At 49.4% G+C, this 12,901-nt stretch carries 11 protein-coding genes; 5 read left to right on the forward strand and 6 right to left on the reverse strand.

Going from position 1 to position 12,901, the window contains the following annotated elements; all coding sequences use genetic code 11:
- Window positions 1-4: 4 nt before the first annotated feature.
- On the forward strand, window positions 5-2,485 hold the full coding sequence (locus tag ROJ03_RS02835) for a TIGR03936 family radical SAM-associated protein (protein ID WP_313725472.1): 2,481 nt from the start codon (window positions 5-7) through the stop codon (window positions 2,483-2,485).
- Between the two features lie 111 nt (window positions 2,486-2,596).
- Here ROJ03_RS02835 and ROJ03_RS02840 read toward each other — a convergent pair whose 3' ends face one another.
- Genes ROJ03_RS02840 through ROJ03_RS02855 form a run of 4 tightly spaced genes read right to left on the reverse strand, consistent with a single transcriptional unit; the run spans window position 2,597 to window position 7,878 of the window.
- Entirely contained in the window at window positions 2,597-4,585 is a 1,989-nt protein-coding gene (locus ROJ03_RS02840) for a dipeptide ABC transporter ATP-binding protein (RefSeq protein WP_313725473.1), read from the reverse strand.
- Window positions 4,575-5,405, reverse strand: coding sequence for an ABC transporter permease (locus tag ROJ03_RS02845; protein WP_313725474.1), 831 nt, complete (start codon window positions 5,403-5,405; stop codon window positions 4,575-4,577). The genes ROJ03_RS02840 and ROJ03_RS02845 overlap by 11 nt, the downstream gene beginning before the upstream one ends.
- Window positions 5,402-6,370 carry an ABC transporter permease gene (locus ROJ03_RS02850; RefSeq protein ID WP_313725475.1) on the reverse strand — a complete coding sequence of 323 codons (969 nt, stop codon included), beginning with the start codon at window positions 6,368-6,370 and terminating at the stop codon, window positions 5,402-5,404. The genes ROJ03_RS02845 and ROJ03_RS02850 overlap by 4 nt, the downstream gene beginning before the upstream one ends.
- The gene (locus ROJ03_RS02855) at window positions 6,367-7,878 is read right to left on the reverse strand and encodes an ABC transporter substrate-binding protein (protein ID WP_313725476.1); all 1,512 of its coding nucleotides are present in this window, start codon (window positions 7,876-7,878) and stop codon (window positions 6,367-6,369) included. The genes ROJ03_RS02850 and ROJ03_RS02855 overlap by 4 nt, the downstream gene beginning before the upstream one ends.
- A gap of 679 nt (window positions 7,879-8,557) precedes the next feature.
- On the opposite strand from ROJ03_RS02855, the gene ROJ03_RS02860 reads away from it, so the two are divergent.
- From ROJ03_RS02860 to ROJ03_RS02870, 3 genes are read left to right on the forward strand one after another with little or no spacing between them, the layout of a single operon-like run.
- On the forward strand, window positions 8,558-9,856 hold the full coding sequence (locus ROJ03_RS02860) for a hypothetical protein (RefSeq protein WP_313725477.1): 1,299 nt from the start codon (window positions 8,558-8,560) through the stop codon (window positions 9,854-9,856).
- Between the two features lie 2 nt (window positions 9,857-9,858).
- Window positions 9,859-10,314: a LytTR family DNA-binding domain-containing protein gene (locus ROJ03_RS02865; RefSeq protein WP_313725478.1), complete on the forward strand. Its 456-nt coding sequence runs from the start codon at window positions 9,859-9,861 to the stop codon at window positions 10,312-10,314.
- Window positions 10,304-10,747 (forward strand): DUF3021 family protein, encoded by a 444-nt coding sequence (locus ROJ03_RS02870; protein ID WP_313725479.1) that lies wholly within the window; start codon window positions 10,304-10,306, stop codon window positions 10,745-10,747. Before ROJ03_RS02865 ends, ROJ03_RS02870 begins: the two co-directional genes overlap by 11 nt.
- A 23-nt stretch (window positions 10,748-10,770) precedes the next feature.
- Here the strand turns inward: ROJ03_RS02870 and ROJ03_RS02875 are convergent, their stop codons facing one another.
- Together ROJ03_RS02875 and mazG are read right to left on the reverse strand one after the other, a co-directional pair.
- Complete coding sequence (locus ROJ03_RS02875; protein WP_313725480.1) at window positions 10,771-11,427, reverse strand: TrkA C-terminal domain-containing protein; 657 nt, start codon at window positions 11,425-11,427, stop codon at window positions 10,771-10,773.
- Between the two features lie 41 nt (window positions 11,428-11,468).
- Window positions 11,469-12,290: a nucleoside triphosphate pyrophosphohydrolase gene (mazG, locus tag ROJ03_RS02880; RefSeq protein ID WP_313725481.1), complete on the reverse strand. Its 822-nt coding sequence runs from the start codon at window positions 12,288-12,290 to the stop codon at window positions 11,469-11,471.
- A gap of 106 nt (window positions 12,291-12,396) precedes the next feature.
- Here mazG and ROJ03_RS02885 point away from each other — a divergent pair, with 106 nt between their 5' ends.
- On the forward strand, window positions 12,397-12,783 hold the full coding sequence (locus ROJ03_RS02885) for a GntR family transcriptional regulator (protein ID WP_313725482.1): 387 nt from the start codon (window positions 12,397-12,399) through the stop codon (window positions 12,781-12,783).
- The last annotated feature ends 118 nt before the right edge of the window (window positions 12,784-12,901 follow it).

Genomic DNA, 12,901 nt, shown 5'->3' on the forward strand with positions numbered 1-12,901 from the left:
AGTGATGAATACGTTTGATATGATCAAGGACGATCTTTTATTGATACAGAACCCCTCACGCTATACAGGCGGTGAGTTCCATTACGGGGAGAAGGATTTTGACAAGGCCATATTCCATACGGCAATGTGCTTTCCTGACCTCTATGAGATAGGGATGAGCAACAATGCCGTGAGGATTCTCTACGACCTGCTCAACAGGATGGACGAAGTCTACTGTGACCTCGTGTTCTCTGTCGCGCATGATTTTGAGGCTCTTCTGAGACAACGGAACCTCCCTCTCTTTACCATGGAGAAATCCATCCCCCTCAATGAGCTGGACCTGTTGAACATCTCCATCGGCTATGAGCTGTGTGCAACAAACATCCTGCAGGTATTGGAGCTTGGAGGCCTGTCATTGCGGACAGCAGACCGTAAGGAGAGTGACCCAGTGGTCATCTGTGGAGGCCCTGCAGCAACCAATCCACTGCCGTTCTCTCCCTTTGTCGATTTTGTCTACATAGGGGAGGCTGAAGGAGGGCTACAGGAGCTGGTCCAGATCATGGTCGAGGGAAAGAAGCAGGGCTTCACCCGATCACAGCAGATCGAAGCCCTCAAGGATTTTGATGCCCTTTGGTATCCTGGAAAAAAGAGTGCCAGACGAAGGGTTGATACAACCTTTGCAACCGATATCGGCCATGTATTCCACCATTATGTCGTTCCAAACTTCAAGGTAACCCAGGACAATGGGGTGGTGGAGATCATGCGCGGCTGTCCTAACAGCTGCCGTTTCTGCCATGCAGGCCAGTTCTACAAGCCCTACAGGCAGAAGACCTATGAGACCATCAGAAAGCAGGTCGCCCAGAATGTCTATGACTTTGGGTTCAGGGAGGTGACACTGTCCTCACTTTCCAGTGGCGACCACCCCTACATCAAGGAGATCATCGAAAACCTCCATACCGAATTTGGTGCCGACCATGTCTCATTCTCCCTTCCTAGCCTCAAGGTAAACTCCTTTTCCCTGGGTATCCTTGAGCAGCTGTCCGAAGTACGCAAAAGTGGCCTTACCTTCGCCATTGAGACTCCAGTGGAAAGCTGGCAGCTTGCCATGAACAAGCCTGTTCCCCTCGACCAGGTGATAGCCATTGCGAAGGAAGCCAAGAGCAGGGGGTGGAGACTTGCCAAATTCTACTTCATGATAGGGCTTCCCTTCGTGGATCGGGAACGGGAAAACCAGGCGATCGTAGACTACCTGAGCGAGGTCTATGAAGCGAGCCACATCAACATGAACATCAATATCGGAACCTTCATTCCCAAGGCCCACACCCCGTTCCAATGGGCCCAGCAGCTTACACCCCAGCAGTCCTATGAACAACTCTCTGCCCTCAAGAGGAGTATCCAGGAGAGGATCCGGGGTTGTAAGGTCAGCTACCATGAACCCAACATCAGTTTTTTTGAAGGGCTCATCAGCCGTGGGGACCAGCGCTATGCATCCATCATCGAGAGTGCCTACCAAAAGGGATGCAGACTTGATGCCTGGGATGAGCACTTCAGGGCCGATCTCTGGCAGGAGGCGATTGACGAGGCCGACTACGATCCTACCGAGGCGATTTTCAAGCCACTGTCGTTGGAAGAGGAGCTCCCCTGGGACTCTGTCTCCCTACGGGTAAGCAAGAAGTTCCTGAAAGAGGAGTTTGAGCAGGCCAAGAGCCTGTTGCTCACCGAGCGCTGTCTACCCGAGTGTGACCACCTCTGTGGAGTGTGCAACAAGAACATCGAAGTAACCGATACTGAATACCAGGACCCTCTCATGGAGGATCTGAAAAGCTCGGGTGAAAAGATTGTGGCAAGGGTCCTCCCTGTCTATCCTCCCAAGCAGGTCATCATCACCTACAGGAGAGTTGGGCGATCGCTGTTCATAAGCCACATCAATGCGATGAGGAACTTTGAGATGTCCTTCCAGAGAAGTGGGCTGAACCTGCAGTTTACCCAAGGATACAACCCCAAACCCAAGCTGGAGTTTGTGAATCCTCTTGCCGTTGGTGTCAGTGGGGAGAACGAGGTGATGCTCGCAGAGCTGATGATCCCCCAGGAGATGAGTGAAGAGCAGGTAAAACAGCAGCTGCAGAAGAGCCTGAACGAAGGGTATGAGCTGAAGAAGGTGCTATTCCTCGACCTAGGCAAGAAATTTACCCTTGCAAAGTTCATCAAGGGAAGCATCTACCTCATAGATACCCAGAAGAGCCATGAGTATGAACAGATCCTTCGCTCCTTCATTCCCAAGAACAATGATGAGCTCCAGGTTATCCAGAAGGGGGAGTATCTCTACGAGGTTCGTATTGCCGGTGAGAAGAACATGGTAAAAACCATATTCGGGACCGAGACTGACAAGTTCACCATTGCTTCGCAGCTGAATATCCGACGTACCAGCGTCTGTGCTGGAACCTGGGAGGAGGACTATGTCCAGTTCTTCAGCAGGAAGATGGCCGAATACCAGAGCAGCCTGTAAGCAGAAGCGCCTCGTTTGAGGTGGGTTCAGGAGCAAAACAAACCAGAGGCCATCAGGATGGACATTCCATCGTGATGGCCTCCCGCTTTGTAGAGGAATTCCGATCGAAGACTAGGAAACAGGGTTTCCGATGTGGCAGTTGTAGTAGTGGGTATCACTGATCCTCACCAACGGCGGATACTGCTCTTCACAGATCTTGCCGACCTGCTTGTGGCACCTTCCTGCAAAAGGACACCCCTTGGGTTTCTTTGCAGGATCGGGCAGTCCTCCCTCCAGACGGATCGGTTCCCTTTGCTTGGTCGGGTCCACTTCCGGCATGGCTGAGAGCAGTGCCTCCGTGTAGGGATGGAAGGGTGGTTGCATCACCTCATCTCGCTTGCCGAACTCACAGATCTTTCCTGCATACATCACCATGATCGTATCACTGATATAGTTTACCACATTCAGGTCATGGGAGATGAAAAGGTAGGTCACCTCACTGTCATGCTGCAAATCGTTGAGCAGGTTAAGCACCGATGCCTGGACCGAAACGTCTAGGGCACTGGTGGGTTCATCGCAGACGATCATCTTGGGGGATATGGAGAGGGCCCTGGCGATGGCTACACGCTGTTGCTCACCTCCAGACAGCTGGTTAGGTTTCTTAGCAAGATACTCGCCGCCTAGGTCCACCTTGTGCAGCAGCGAAACGATGGTCTTCCTCCGTTCCTCTCTGTCATTGATGTGCAATAGGCGCTTCATCGGCCTACCGATGATCTGTTCGACAGTATGGGATGGGTTGAGGCTCCTCCCTGGGTTTTGGAATATCAGCTGGATGTCCTTCAGTGTTTCTGCATCACGTTTTTTCCATCCAATGGTGATGTCCTTCTTGTCGAAGGTCATTTTGCCTTTTGTAGGCTTGTACAGCCCGGCTACCATGTGGCCTGTAGTAGACTTGCCACATCCTGACTCACCGACAATACCCATCACTGTCCCTCCATCGACGGTTACATCGACTCCATTGACAGCGTAGATCTTTCTCCTGCTTCCATATACCTTGTGCAGATTTTCAATCTCCAGGATATTCTTGTTTTGCTTGGAGACGGCACTGCGCACCCGAGGTATCCGTTTTTTCTGGAGGGTCTCCTCGATGTCCTGGGCATATGCGCGGTCACAGGCTGCCCTATGGTCATCCTGTATCGCCCTCATCCCATAGTTTGCCTCACAGGTTTCGTTTCGTGCGTCACAACGGTCGGCGTAGGGGCATCCCCCCTCTATCAGGCCACGACGACGTACATACCCCTTGATGGTGTTGAGCTTGGTATTCTCCTTGACAACGCCACCACGTGGCATGCAGTTGATCAGAGCCCTGGTATAGGGGTGGCTGGGTTGCTCGAAGATCTGGGCCTTTGGTCCCTCTTCGACAATTTCCCCGTTGTACATGACCACAATCTTTTCAGAGACCTTGTTGATGACCCCCATATCGTGTGAGATATAGATGAGTGACATGTTCAGCTGGTCCTTCAGTTTCTTTATGGAATCGAGGATGACAGCCTCGGTTGTCACATCTAGGGCTGTGGTCGGTTCATCCAGGATCATGATGTCAGGCTTGCAGAGGATTGCCATGGCGATGCAGATCCTCTGTTGGATACCGCCGCTTATCTGGTGGGGGTATCGTTTGGCAGTTCCCTTGGGATCGCCTATGTTCATCATCTCCAGTGCCTTCAGGGTTGCTTTCCTCGCCTGGGCCTTGCCCAGCTTTTGGTGGAAGATCCCCACCTCATCAAGCTGGAACCCAATGGTAAGGGATGGGTTGAGGCTGGTGGAGGGATTTTGGAAAACCATGGCGATACGGTTTCCCCGGACCCTCCCCATCTCGGCTTCACTTTTTTCCATGAGGTTCTCACCCTTGAAGGTGATGGTTCCGTCCATCTGGGCATTGGGTGCCAGATAGCGCATGATGGAGAAGGCTAGGGTAGATTTTCCACAACCCGATTCCCCGATGATCCCAATGGATTCATTGGTTCCAAGGTAGAGCGATACATCACGTACCGCAGAGAAGGAGCCTTCAAAAGTATTGTATTGGACATTCAGGTGTTCAAGTTCCAGTATATTATCGTTCATGAATGAGTACCTTGCTGACAAAGTCAGAGAAAATCGAGATTGCTATGACCAGGGAGGCGATTGCAAGGGCTGGGAACAGGACAGCCCAAGGTGCCTGGGATATGATAGATTTATTTTCAATGACCATCATTCCCCAGTCAGGGGTGGGTGGTTGCAAACCGACCCCCAAAAAGCCCAGTGATGCGACCATCATGATCGAATAGGCAAACCGTGCGGTTGCCTCGACGATGATCGGCCCGGTTGTGTTGGGGAGGATCTCGACAAACATGATGTAGAGGTGGCTTTCTCCCCGTATCCGGGCGCTGGATACATACTCCTGGTTCTTTTCGGTAAGGAGGACTCCTCTTGAGACCCTCGCGGTTGCGGGTATGAATGCAATGGATACGATGAGCGTCAGGGTAATGATGCTAGAGTCCCCGAGGATGCCCAGAACCACCATGGAGAGAACCAAGGGAGGAATGGCCATCAGGATGTCCATCGCACGAAGGAAGGCAGCATCGACCTTACCGGAAAAGTACCCGGCAACAAAGCCGAGGAGAACTCCCAGGATTGTGGAAAAGATAGAGGTCATCAGGGCAACGGTGAGGATCGAGCGACTGCCATATACTATCCTGGCCAGTATGTCTCGGCCCATGTTGTCCGTACCCAGCAGATGTCCATATAACCCAGGGGCTGTCATCTGATGGTTTGAGTCCATTGCAGTATGGGTATAGTTGACCAGTACAGGGCCAAACATGGCGACCACTATCCAGAGCAACAAAACAGTGATGCCAACTATGGCAAGGGGGTATTTTTTTAGCTGGTAGAAGAAATATTTCATTTCTGACCTCCTTGTAACCTGACCCTGGGGTTGAGGTAACTGTACAGAATGTCAGTTACCATGGTGGAAAGGGAGAAGATGATGGTGATCAACAACACGCATGCCTCGATAAGAGGTACGTCCCGTGTCTTGATGGCTGTCATCAAAAGAGACCCCATACCAGGATATCCAAAGAGAGTTTCCACAACGACCAGTCCCCCAAAGAGCCAGCCCATGTTCATCCCTATGATGGTGATTGTCGGCAGGAGGGCATTCTTCAGGGCATGCCTGAAAATTACATACCTTGTAGGCATCCCCTTCAGTATTGCCGCCCTTACATAATCGGAGTGCATTACCTGAATCATGGAGGAGCGCTGCATCCTGGAGATATAGCCGAACATGACAAACGTGACCGAAAGGGCAGGCATTACCAAAATCTCCAGGTTGCTGAATAGGCTCTCCCCAATGGGAATGACACTTACAATGGGCAACCATTTTAGCTGGACACCAAAGATGGAGATGAGAAATACCCCGGAAACAAACTCGGGCAGGGCCATGGTGGCCAGGCCAAAGAATGAGATGATCGAATCTGTCTTCGATTTTTCCTTAACCCCAGCTAGAACCCCGAAGATCATGGAAAGGGGGACAAAGATCAAAAATGCGGTAAGGGCGAGAATCATAGAGTGTCCGACCCGACGCCAGAGTATCGAATTGATCGACACGCCCTGCATGTAGATTGATTCTCCCAGATCCCCGGTAACGACACCTCCAACCCAGCGTGCATACCGCAGGAGAACCGGGTCATTCAAGCCCCGGGCCTCTCGTAGGGCATGGACTGCCTCATCGGTAGCACTCTGTCCCAAAATCATCTGGGCAACATCTCCTGGCATGATTTCGACCAGCATGAAAATGATAAGTGACATTACGGCTAGGGTCACCAGCAGTGACCCTAGCCTACGAATGATAATGCTCAGTGTTCTATTCATCGTATGTCCGTATATTTGTACTGGGGAATCATGGTCAGGGGTTGTCTGTAATCCACCACACGATCGTTGATAGCCACCAGGTAGGGGACCTGCACGTTCAGCAGTGCGCCCTCAGCATAGAAGATGTCCTGCAACTCATGATAATAGCCCATGCGGGTCTGTACATCGATTTCCTCGGTGATCTTGTCGATCAGGTCATTGATGCGCTTGTCATTGAGGTGTGACTCGTTCCAGGGACCGCCTCCCTTGAATGCAAGGCCAAGCAACATTGAGGGGTCTATCCTTCCACCCCAGCCGGTAATTGAGGTTGGGACATTGAGCCAATACTGGGAAAGGTAAACATCACGGGTGAAACCCTTGAGCTCCAGGTCAAATCCAGCTGGAAGAGCAAGTTCCTTCAGGGTTTGTGCAAGCTCCTTGCCAAAGGGGTGGTCAGAGGCGTAGTACAATGCAACGCTCACTCCATCAGGGTAGCCAGCTTCGGCCAACAGGGCCTTTGCCTTGGGAATGTCACGCTGACGCAGCGGCAGCTCCTTGTACTCGCTGAGCATGTTCATGATGGGGGTTTCGTTGTACTGGGCCCCTTCTCCAAGGTTCATCTGGGTGACGCTCTTGGCGATGATCTGGGGATCCATCGCATACTTGAATGCAAGGCGTACACGGTTGTCGTCCCAGGGTTTCATATCAACGTTCATGGCTACGAACCGTTGCTCCTGGTAGGGGGATATTACCGAAATACCTTCGATCTTTGAGAGCCTGTTCTTGATGACAGGGGTTACAAAGGTTACGACATCAACGCGCCCAGCTTCCAGCATCGAGACGCTTGCATCGATATCGCCGACAAAATAGATCAAGATCTTGTCAAGTTTTGGAAGGGCAGGATCCCAGTAGTTGGGGTTCTTGACCATCGCTATCGATTCCTTGGGAATGTATTGGCTCATCATGAATGGCCCGGTTCCCATCGGCTTTGATTCACCATACTTGGCATAGTCATACTCACTGGAGAGCATAGCCATGTTATAGTCGGTCAATTGGTAGACAAAGGTAGGACGGCTCTCCTTGAGATGTATGATGACTGTGTAGTCATCAGGGGTCTCAATGGACTGGACAACAGAAAAATCCTGTTTTTTCAGGTGACCAATGGTAGGGTCCTGGGTTCTCTCCAACGAATACTGTACATCCTTGGAGGTGAAGTCAGATCCATCATGGAACTTGACCCCCTTGCGAAGATGGAAGGTCCAGTCTTTCCCATCTGTTGTTGACCAGTCGGTAGCAAGGACAGGGTCAAGTTGTCCTGTCCCAACGTTGATCTCCACAAGATATTCATACATTGAGCTGTTCATGGAAAAGACCTGGCCATCCCAAACCCCTGGGGTAATGAGACCCGGGACCTGTTCTGCTATCCTGATAACCTTTTCCGAGCTTTTGGCTTCTTTGTCTCCGCCTGCAAATAGTGGGGTAGTCACCATTGCTACCAAGAGCAAGAGAATGAGTGCTGTTCGTTTCATAAGTACCTCCGTAAAACGTTAGTCGGTTCTGGTATGTTCTAGATGCAATACCTTTAATGCTGTTCATTGCTAACCAAGATAGATGTTTGGTGTATATAACCGACAACTTCATTAAACTAATAGATTGGCGGTTTGTCAACCCCATATCAGATAAGAAATAAGATACTTTACCTTGAAAAATGGCAGCCATTTTTTATCAAAAGGGTAGTCGGGATTTATGTTTCTGCCAGGGGTATCTTTTGTATACAAAGGGTATTCGCTCTCAAAACCAGTATCCACAAATAGGTATAAGATAGCTTCTAACTATTTGCAATGAAAGAAATAAATTAATTGTAAAGAAATACGGATTCCAGGGATTGCACGAATGAAGGTATATACTTATTTCCTGCCTGGCTGTTCCTTTCCTCAAAGCAAAAAGCACAGGAAACATTGTTGTGGGAACCTATTGGATCTTTTTGTTTTTTTGCCGAACTATTGGGTGACCATTCCATATTTAAGAAATCCATCTTGGAATTTTGGGCTATGTGGTTTCCTTACTAGGCCCCTTTGGCTCCCAATTCCGAAGATATTCCAATACTGAAAGTAGCTTGTCCTCTCATATTGCATCCTATCCAACATCAACTACTTCTGTCCGTAATCCTCGGTATACTGGGAAAAAATGTATGGGAGGAACATGGGTATGGGGATGCTGACACTGATAGGTATGCTTGGTCTTGAGGGTTTTTTGTTTGTCTGGTCGGTGACGACAAAGAAGGTCCATCGCAAGGAGATTGCCATAATCCGGATAGGGACCATGTTTTTGTTCGTTTTGTTGCTTGGGTTTGGATTCTATGAGTGGAGCTTTCGCTATGGGCCGTTTCTTCTTCTTCTTGTCATACAGTTTCTGGCTGCTACAAGGGCACTGCTTGGGATGAAAGAAAGCTTCTATGGTATTGGGGGGCGTATTGGAGTCCTGGCAAGGAATTCCTTACTATATTTCCTCACTCTTTGTATTGCCATCATCTTACCCCAATATGAACAAGTGGCAACTAGCGGGAACCTTAGAGTAGAAACTGAGAAATATACTTGGCTTGATACAAGCAGGGTAGAGGGATTTGCTAGTTCCGGGGAGAGCCGTGCCTTGACCGTTGATTTCTGGTTCCCTGATGCATCAGCTGGGACATTTCCCTTAGTGGTATTTTCGCATGGGGCGTTTGGGTTCAGTGGAAGCAACTACTCCACCTTTGTTGAGCTTGCTTCCCATGGGTATGTTGTTGCGAGCATCTCCCACACCTATCAGGCTTTCTACACCATTGATACCCAGGGGAAACTCACTACGGTCAATCCCAATTTTCTGCAGAAGGCAATTGAGGTCAGTTCCGACAAGGGTGAAGCACACGAGGAAGAAAACTACAATACGACAAGAGAGTGGATGGCTCTGCGTATTGGTGACGAAAATTTTGTGCTTGACAGGATCTTCACCGAGTGCAAAGTAAGGGAACCCGAAGGGGTATTCTCCCTTATCGACACGGATAGGATTGGTCTTATGGGTCACTCCCTTGGTGGTGCAACCTCAGCTCAGCTGGGCAGGGAACGAAATGATATTGCTGCTGTCATCGTCCTTGACGGGACCATGCTAGGGGAGGAGGTTGGGTTTCTTGACAACAGGGTAGTGCTCGAAAAGAGACCTTATCCGATTCCCATCCTGAATATATATGCCTATGACCATTATACAGATGCCAAAGCGCTTGTTGGACAAACCTATCCTAATTTCTTTGCTTCACAAAACGCATCCATAGCCTATGAAACGGTATTTCACGAATCCGGGCATCTGAATTTCACCGACCTTCCTCTATTTTCGCCGATTTTGGCAAAATTGCTTGGCGTAGGTCGCATAGATGCGAGATACTGTATAGAGACTATGAACAGCATCGTTCTGGCATTTTTCGATTGCTACCTGAAGGATGCAAAAGAGCTGTTGATTGAAAAGGAATACTGACCATGAATGTCCAGATCAAGCAGATCGGGAGAAAATCCGAAGAGTGTGTCTACATTGAATGTGTAGAAGTTACCCCTGACATTGAGAACATACGCACCTATGTGCTTACCATAGGGACGACGCTCTCAGGCCGGGTGGATGATAGCTTTTATCAGTTTAATCTTTCTGAGGTGTTCTACTTTGAGGCAGTTGACGAGCAGGTTCTGGCCTATACAAAGGATAGGGTATACGAACTCAGAATTCGCCTCTATAAGCTTGAGAGTGCGTTTGCAGAACAATTCTTCGTCAGGTGTTCCAAGTCATACATCATCAACCTTATGAAGCTGGAGAGCATAAGCCCGGCCTTGAACGGACGGTTCATGGCAAATATGAAAAATGGAGACCATCTGATCATCTCAAGGCAGTATGTACAACAGGTCAGACTAGCAGTTTTGGGAGGTGAACCCTATGGATTTTAAGACATTCCTCATCAAGAAGGTAGTGATGGGCTTCTGCATTTCCATTACCTGTATAACCGCTGCCATGGCTTTGATAGGGGTGGTGTTTGCCCCTGATGTCAGGTTTGGATATGATGCGTTTTTGTCCCCGCTCTTGTTTGGGTTTATGGCATCCCTTCCTGGCCTGGTGAAATATTCCAGAAAGGAACTTTCACCCAAGCAGGTATTGGTGAGGGATATAGTCCATGTTGTATTGCTGGAAGCTGTGGTACTCTCGACGCTTCTTTGGGCTGGGCTACTTACCAGCCCAGCAATGGTCATTTCGCTCGGATGTGCCATATTGGTCATCTATGCAACAGTGAAGCTGGTGCTCTGGCTGCAGGACATAAATACAGCAAAAGAGTTCAATGCTGAGTTGCTGAAGCTGCAGGCCAATAGCTGCCAGGACAGGTGAATGGGACAAAGCAGAGTCAGATGCTAATCGAGCAGCTCCTCTGTTTTGGCAAGGGTGTCCTGGTTTCCGACAAATATGAGTATGTCGTAGGTATTGAGGGTGAGATCTGGGCCTGGGGATAGGAGGATGGAACCGTCCCTTCGGACAGCTATGACCGTTGCCCCGGTCTTTTGCCAAAAATCAAGTTCCCCCAGACAGTTTCCTACAGCAATGGAACCTTCCTTGATAGAATATTCATAGGTAGGAAAAGGGTTGCTGGCTGAAAACCGGTCATTGGATTCAATGAGGTCCTTGGCTAGGGTAAATAGCTCACGGTCGACCTCTTCCCTTTCCTCCAGGACTTGGCGTAGCCGTAGGAGCAAGAGACGGTTTTCGTTGCTTTTCCCATACTCTGTTATGTATTTCTTGGCATGTTCCCTAGAGATGACGGAAACGCCCTTGTTTGTCTTGACCTCGACTACCTGCATCTCTTCCAAAAGGGAGAATGACCGACGTATGGTCTCGGGTGATACCCCATACTCACTGGACATCACCGAACGGCCGGAGAGCCGGCTTCCTTCTGCTAGTTCACCCCTGACGATGCGATTGGCTATATCCAAGGCAATCTTCTCATAGACAGCTACGCTCTCATGGCGCTTTCGTGGGGAGGATACTAATGTCTCCTGAACAGTGTTTTCCATACTTGAATCATAGCATGTTGCCCCAATTGGGACAACATGGACTATTTTTCACCTTCCTTGACCTCATCCCAGATAGCATCCATCTCCTCTAGATGTGCACTGTCAAGGGTGATGCCACGTTCCTTGCAGAGGGTGCTCAATGCATTGAACCTACGCTTCATCTTCATGTTGGATCGGTGCAGCGCAACTGATGGCGATACCTTCAGGTAGCGGGCAAGATTGACCACAGCGAAGAGCAGGTCACCGACCTCCATCTCCACCTCATCCTGGTCGCGGTCAATGGCTGTGTCGGCTTCGATTACCTCATCAAGCTCTTCGCACACCTTGTCGATGACCCCTTGCTTGTCAGGCCAGTCGAAGCCCACCTTACGGATCTTCTTCTGTATTTCATTGGCCATCTCCATGGGAGGCAATGATGTTGGGACCCTGCTGAAGAAATCATCTTCCGTGGCACTTTTCCCTTCAACCTCAACCTTGATCTTGTTCCACAGGTCGAGCACCTGGGTGCTGTCCTCAGCCTTGGCCGTGGAAAAGACATGGGGGTGGCGACGGATGAGCTTCTTGCAAACATCGTTGATGGCATCAACTATGGAAAAATCCTCATGTTCCTGGTGCATTTCCAATAGCATCATGACATTGAGGGCAACATCGCCGATCTCTTCTTTCTGCTCTTCCTTGTTGTTGGAGAGCACAGCATCGAGGTACTCGTAGGTTTCATCAAGCAAGGATGTGGCAATGCTCTTGTTGTCCTGTTCACGGTCCCAGGGACAGCCATCTTCGCTGCGAAGCAGCGTAACGAGGGAAAAGAGCTGCATGAGGGCTTCATCAAGGGTTTGTGTCTGTATATAAGTGTAATCAATCATAGACAGCAGTATACCTGCAAATTGGGGAAAGATTCCATAACAACAATCAAATTGGGTTGCAAAACCTCCAAATGTGTTTATAGTGTATATATACGGAGGTTGAATCATGGAAAGGATGCCACAGTCCAATACTAACAAGCCAATCTATCAGCAGATAGTTGACCATATCAAGACCTTGATAGATTCGGGCCAATTGAGCCAGGGTGAGGCTATGCCCTCCATCCGGCAGCTGGCAGAGGATCTGCAGGTAAGTGCGATCACCACCAAGAGAGCGTATGAGGAGTTGGAACGGGAGAACTTCATCCGTACGATTCCCAGCAAGGGAAGCTTTGTGGCGGTCAGGGACCTTGACCAGGTCAAGGATGAGTATCTGAAGAAGATAGAGTTGCATATGAGGGAGATCAGGCTGCTTGCAGACTTCTGTGATATCAGTGATAAGGAACTGGAATTGATGTTCCACCTACAAGGGATCAAGAAAGGACAGAAGAGCTGAGGCTATGAACCATGGTTGGTCTGGGTAATTCAATGTGATATTCTAGTTAACAGAATACATATTATTCACAAGTATTATGATTTTCTGTTTACCCTTAGAAAGAGACAAAAAAAACTTC

Origin of the sequence: Sphaerochaeta sp. PS (genome assembly GCF_032144095.1) — a bacterium.
Taxonomy (GTDB): domain Bacteria; phylum Spirochaetota; class Spirochaetia; order Sphaerochaetales; family Sphaerochaetaceae; genus Sphaerochaeta.

Excerpts from the sequence above, each read along its gene's own strand:
- ROJ03_RS02835 (WP_313725472.1), top strand. The coding sequence starts at position 5 with ATGAATACGTTTGATATGATCAAGGACGATCTTTTATTGATACAGAAC.
- ROJ03_RS02840 (WP_313725473.1), bottom strand. The coding sequence starts at position 4,585 with ATGAACGATAATATACTGGAACTTGAACACCTGAATGTCCAATACAAT.
- ROJ03_RS02845 (WP_313725474.1), bottom strand. The coding sequence starts at position 5,405 with ATGAAATATTTCTTCTACCAGCTAAAAAAATACCCCCTTGCCATAGTT.
- ROJ03_RS02850 (WP_313725475.1), bottom strand. The coding sequence starts at position 6,370 with ATGAATAGAACACTGAGCATTATCATTCGTAGGCTAGGGTCACTGCTG.
- ROJ03_RS02855 (WP_313725476.1), bottom strand. The coding sequence starts at position 7,878 with ATGAAACGAACAGCACTCATTCTCTTGCTCTTGGTAGCAATGGTGACT.
- ROJ03_RS02860 (WP_313725477.1), top strand. The coding sequence starts at position 8,558 with ATGGGGATGCTGACACTGATAGGTATGCTTGGTCTTGAGGGTTTTTTG.
- ROJ03_RS02865 (WP_313725478.1), top strand. The coding sequence starts at position 9,859 with ATGAATGTCCAGATCAAGCAGATCGGGAGAAAATCCGAAGAGTGTGTC.
- ROJ03_RS02870 (WP_313725479.1), top strand. The coding sequence starts at position 10,304 with ATGGATTTTAAGACATTCCTCATCAAGAAGGTAGTGATGGGCTTCTGC.
- ROJ03_RS02875 (WP_313725480.1), bottom strand. The coding sequence starts at position 11,427 with ATGGAAAACACTGTTCAGGAGACATTAGTATCCTCCCCACGAAAGCGC.
- mazG (WP_313725481.1), bottom strand. The coding sequence starts at position 12,290 with ATGATTGATTACACTTATATACAGACACAAACCCTTGATGAAGCCCTC.
- ROJ03_RS02885 (WP_313725482.1), top strand. The coding sequence starts at position 12,397 with ATGGAAAGGATGCCACAGTCCAATACTAACAAGCCAATCTATCAGCAG.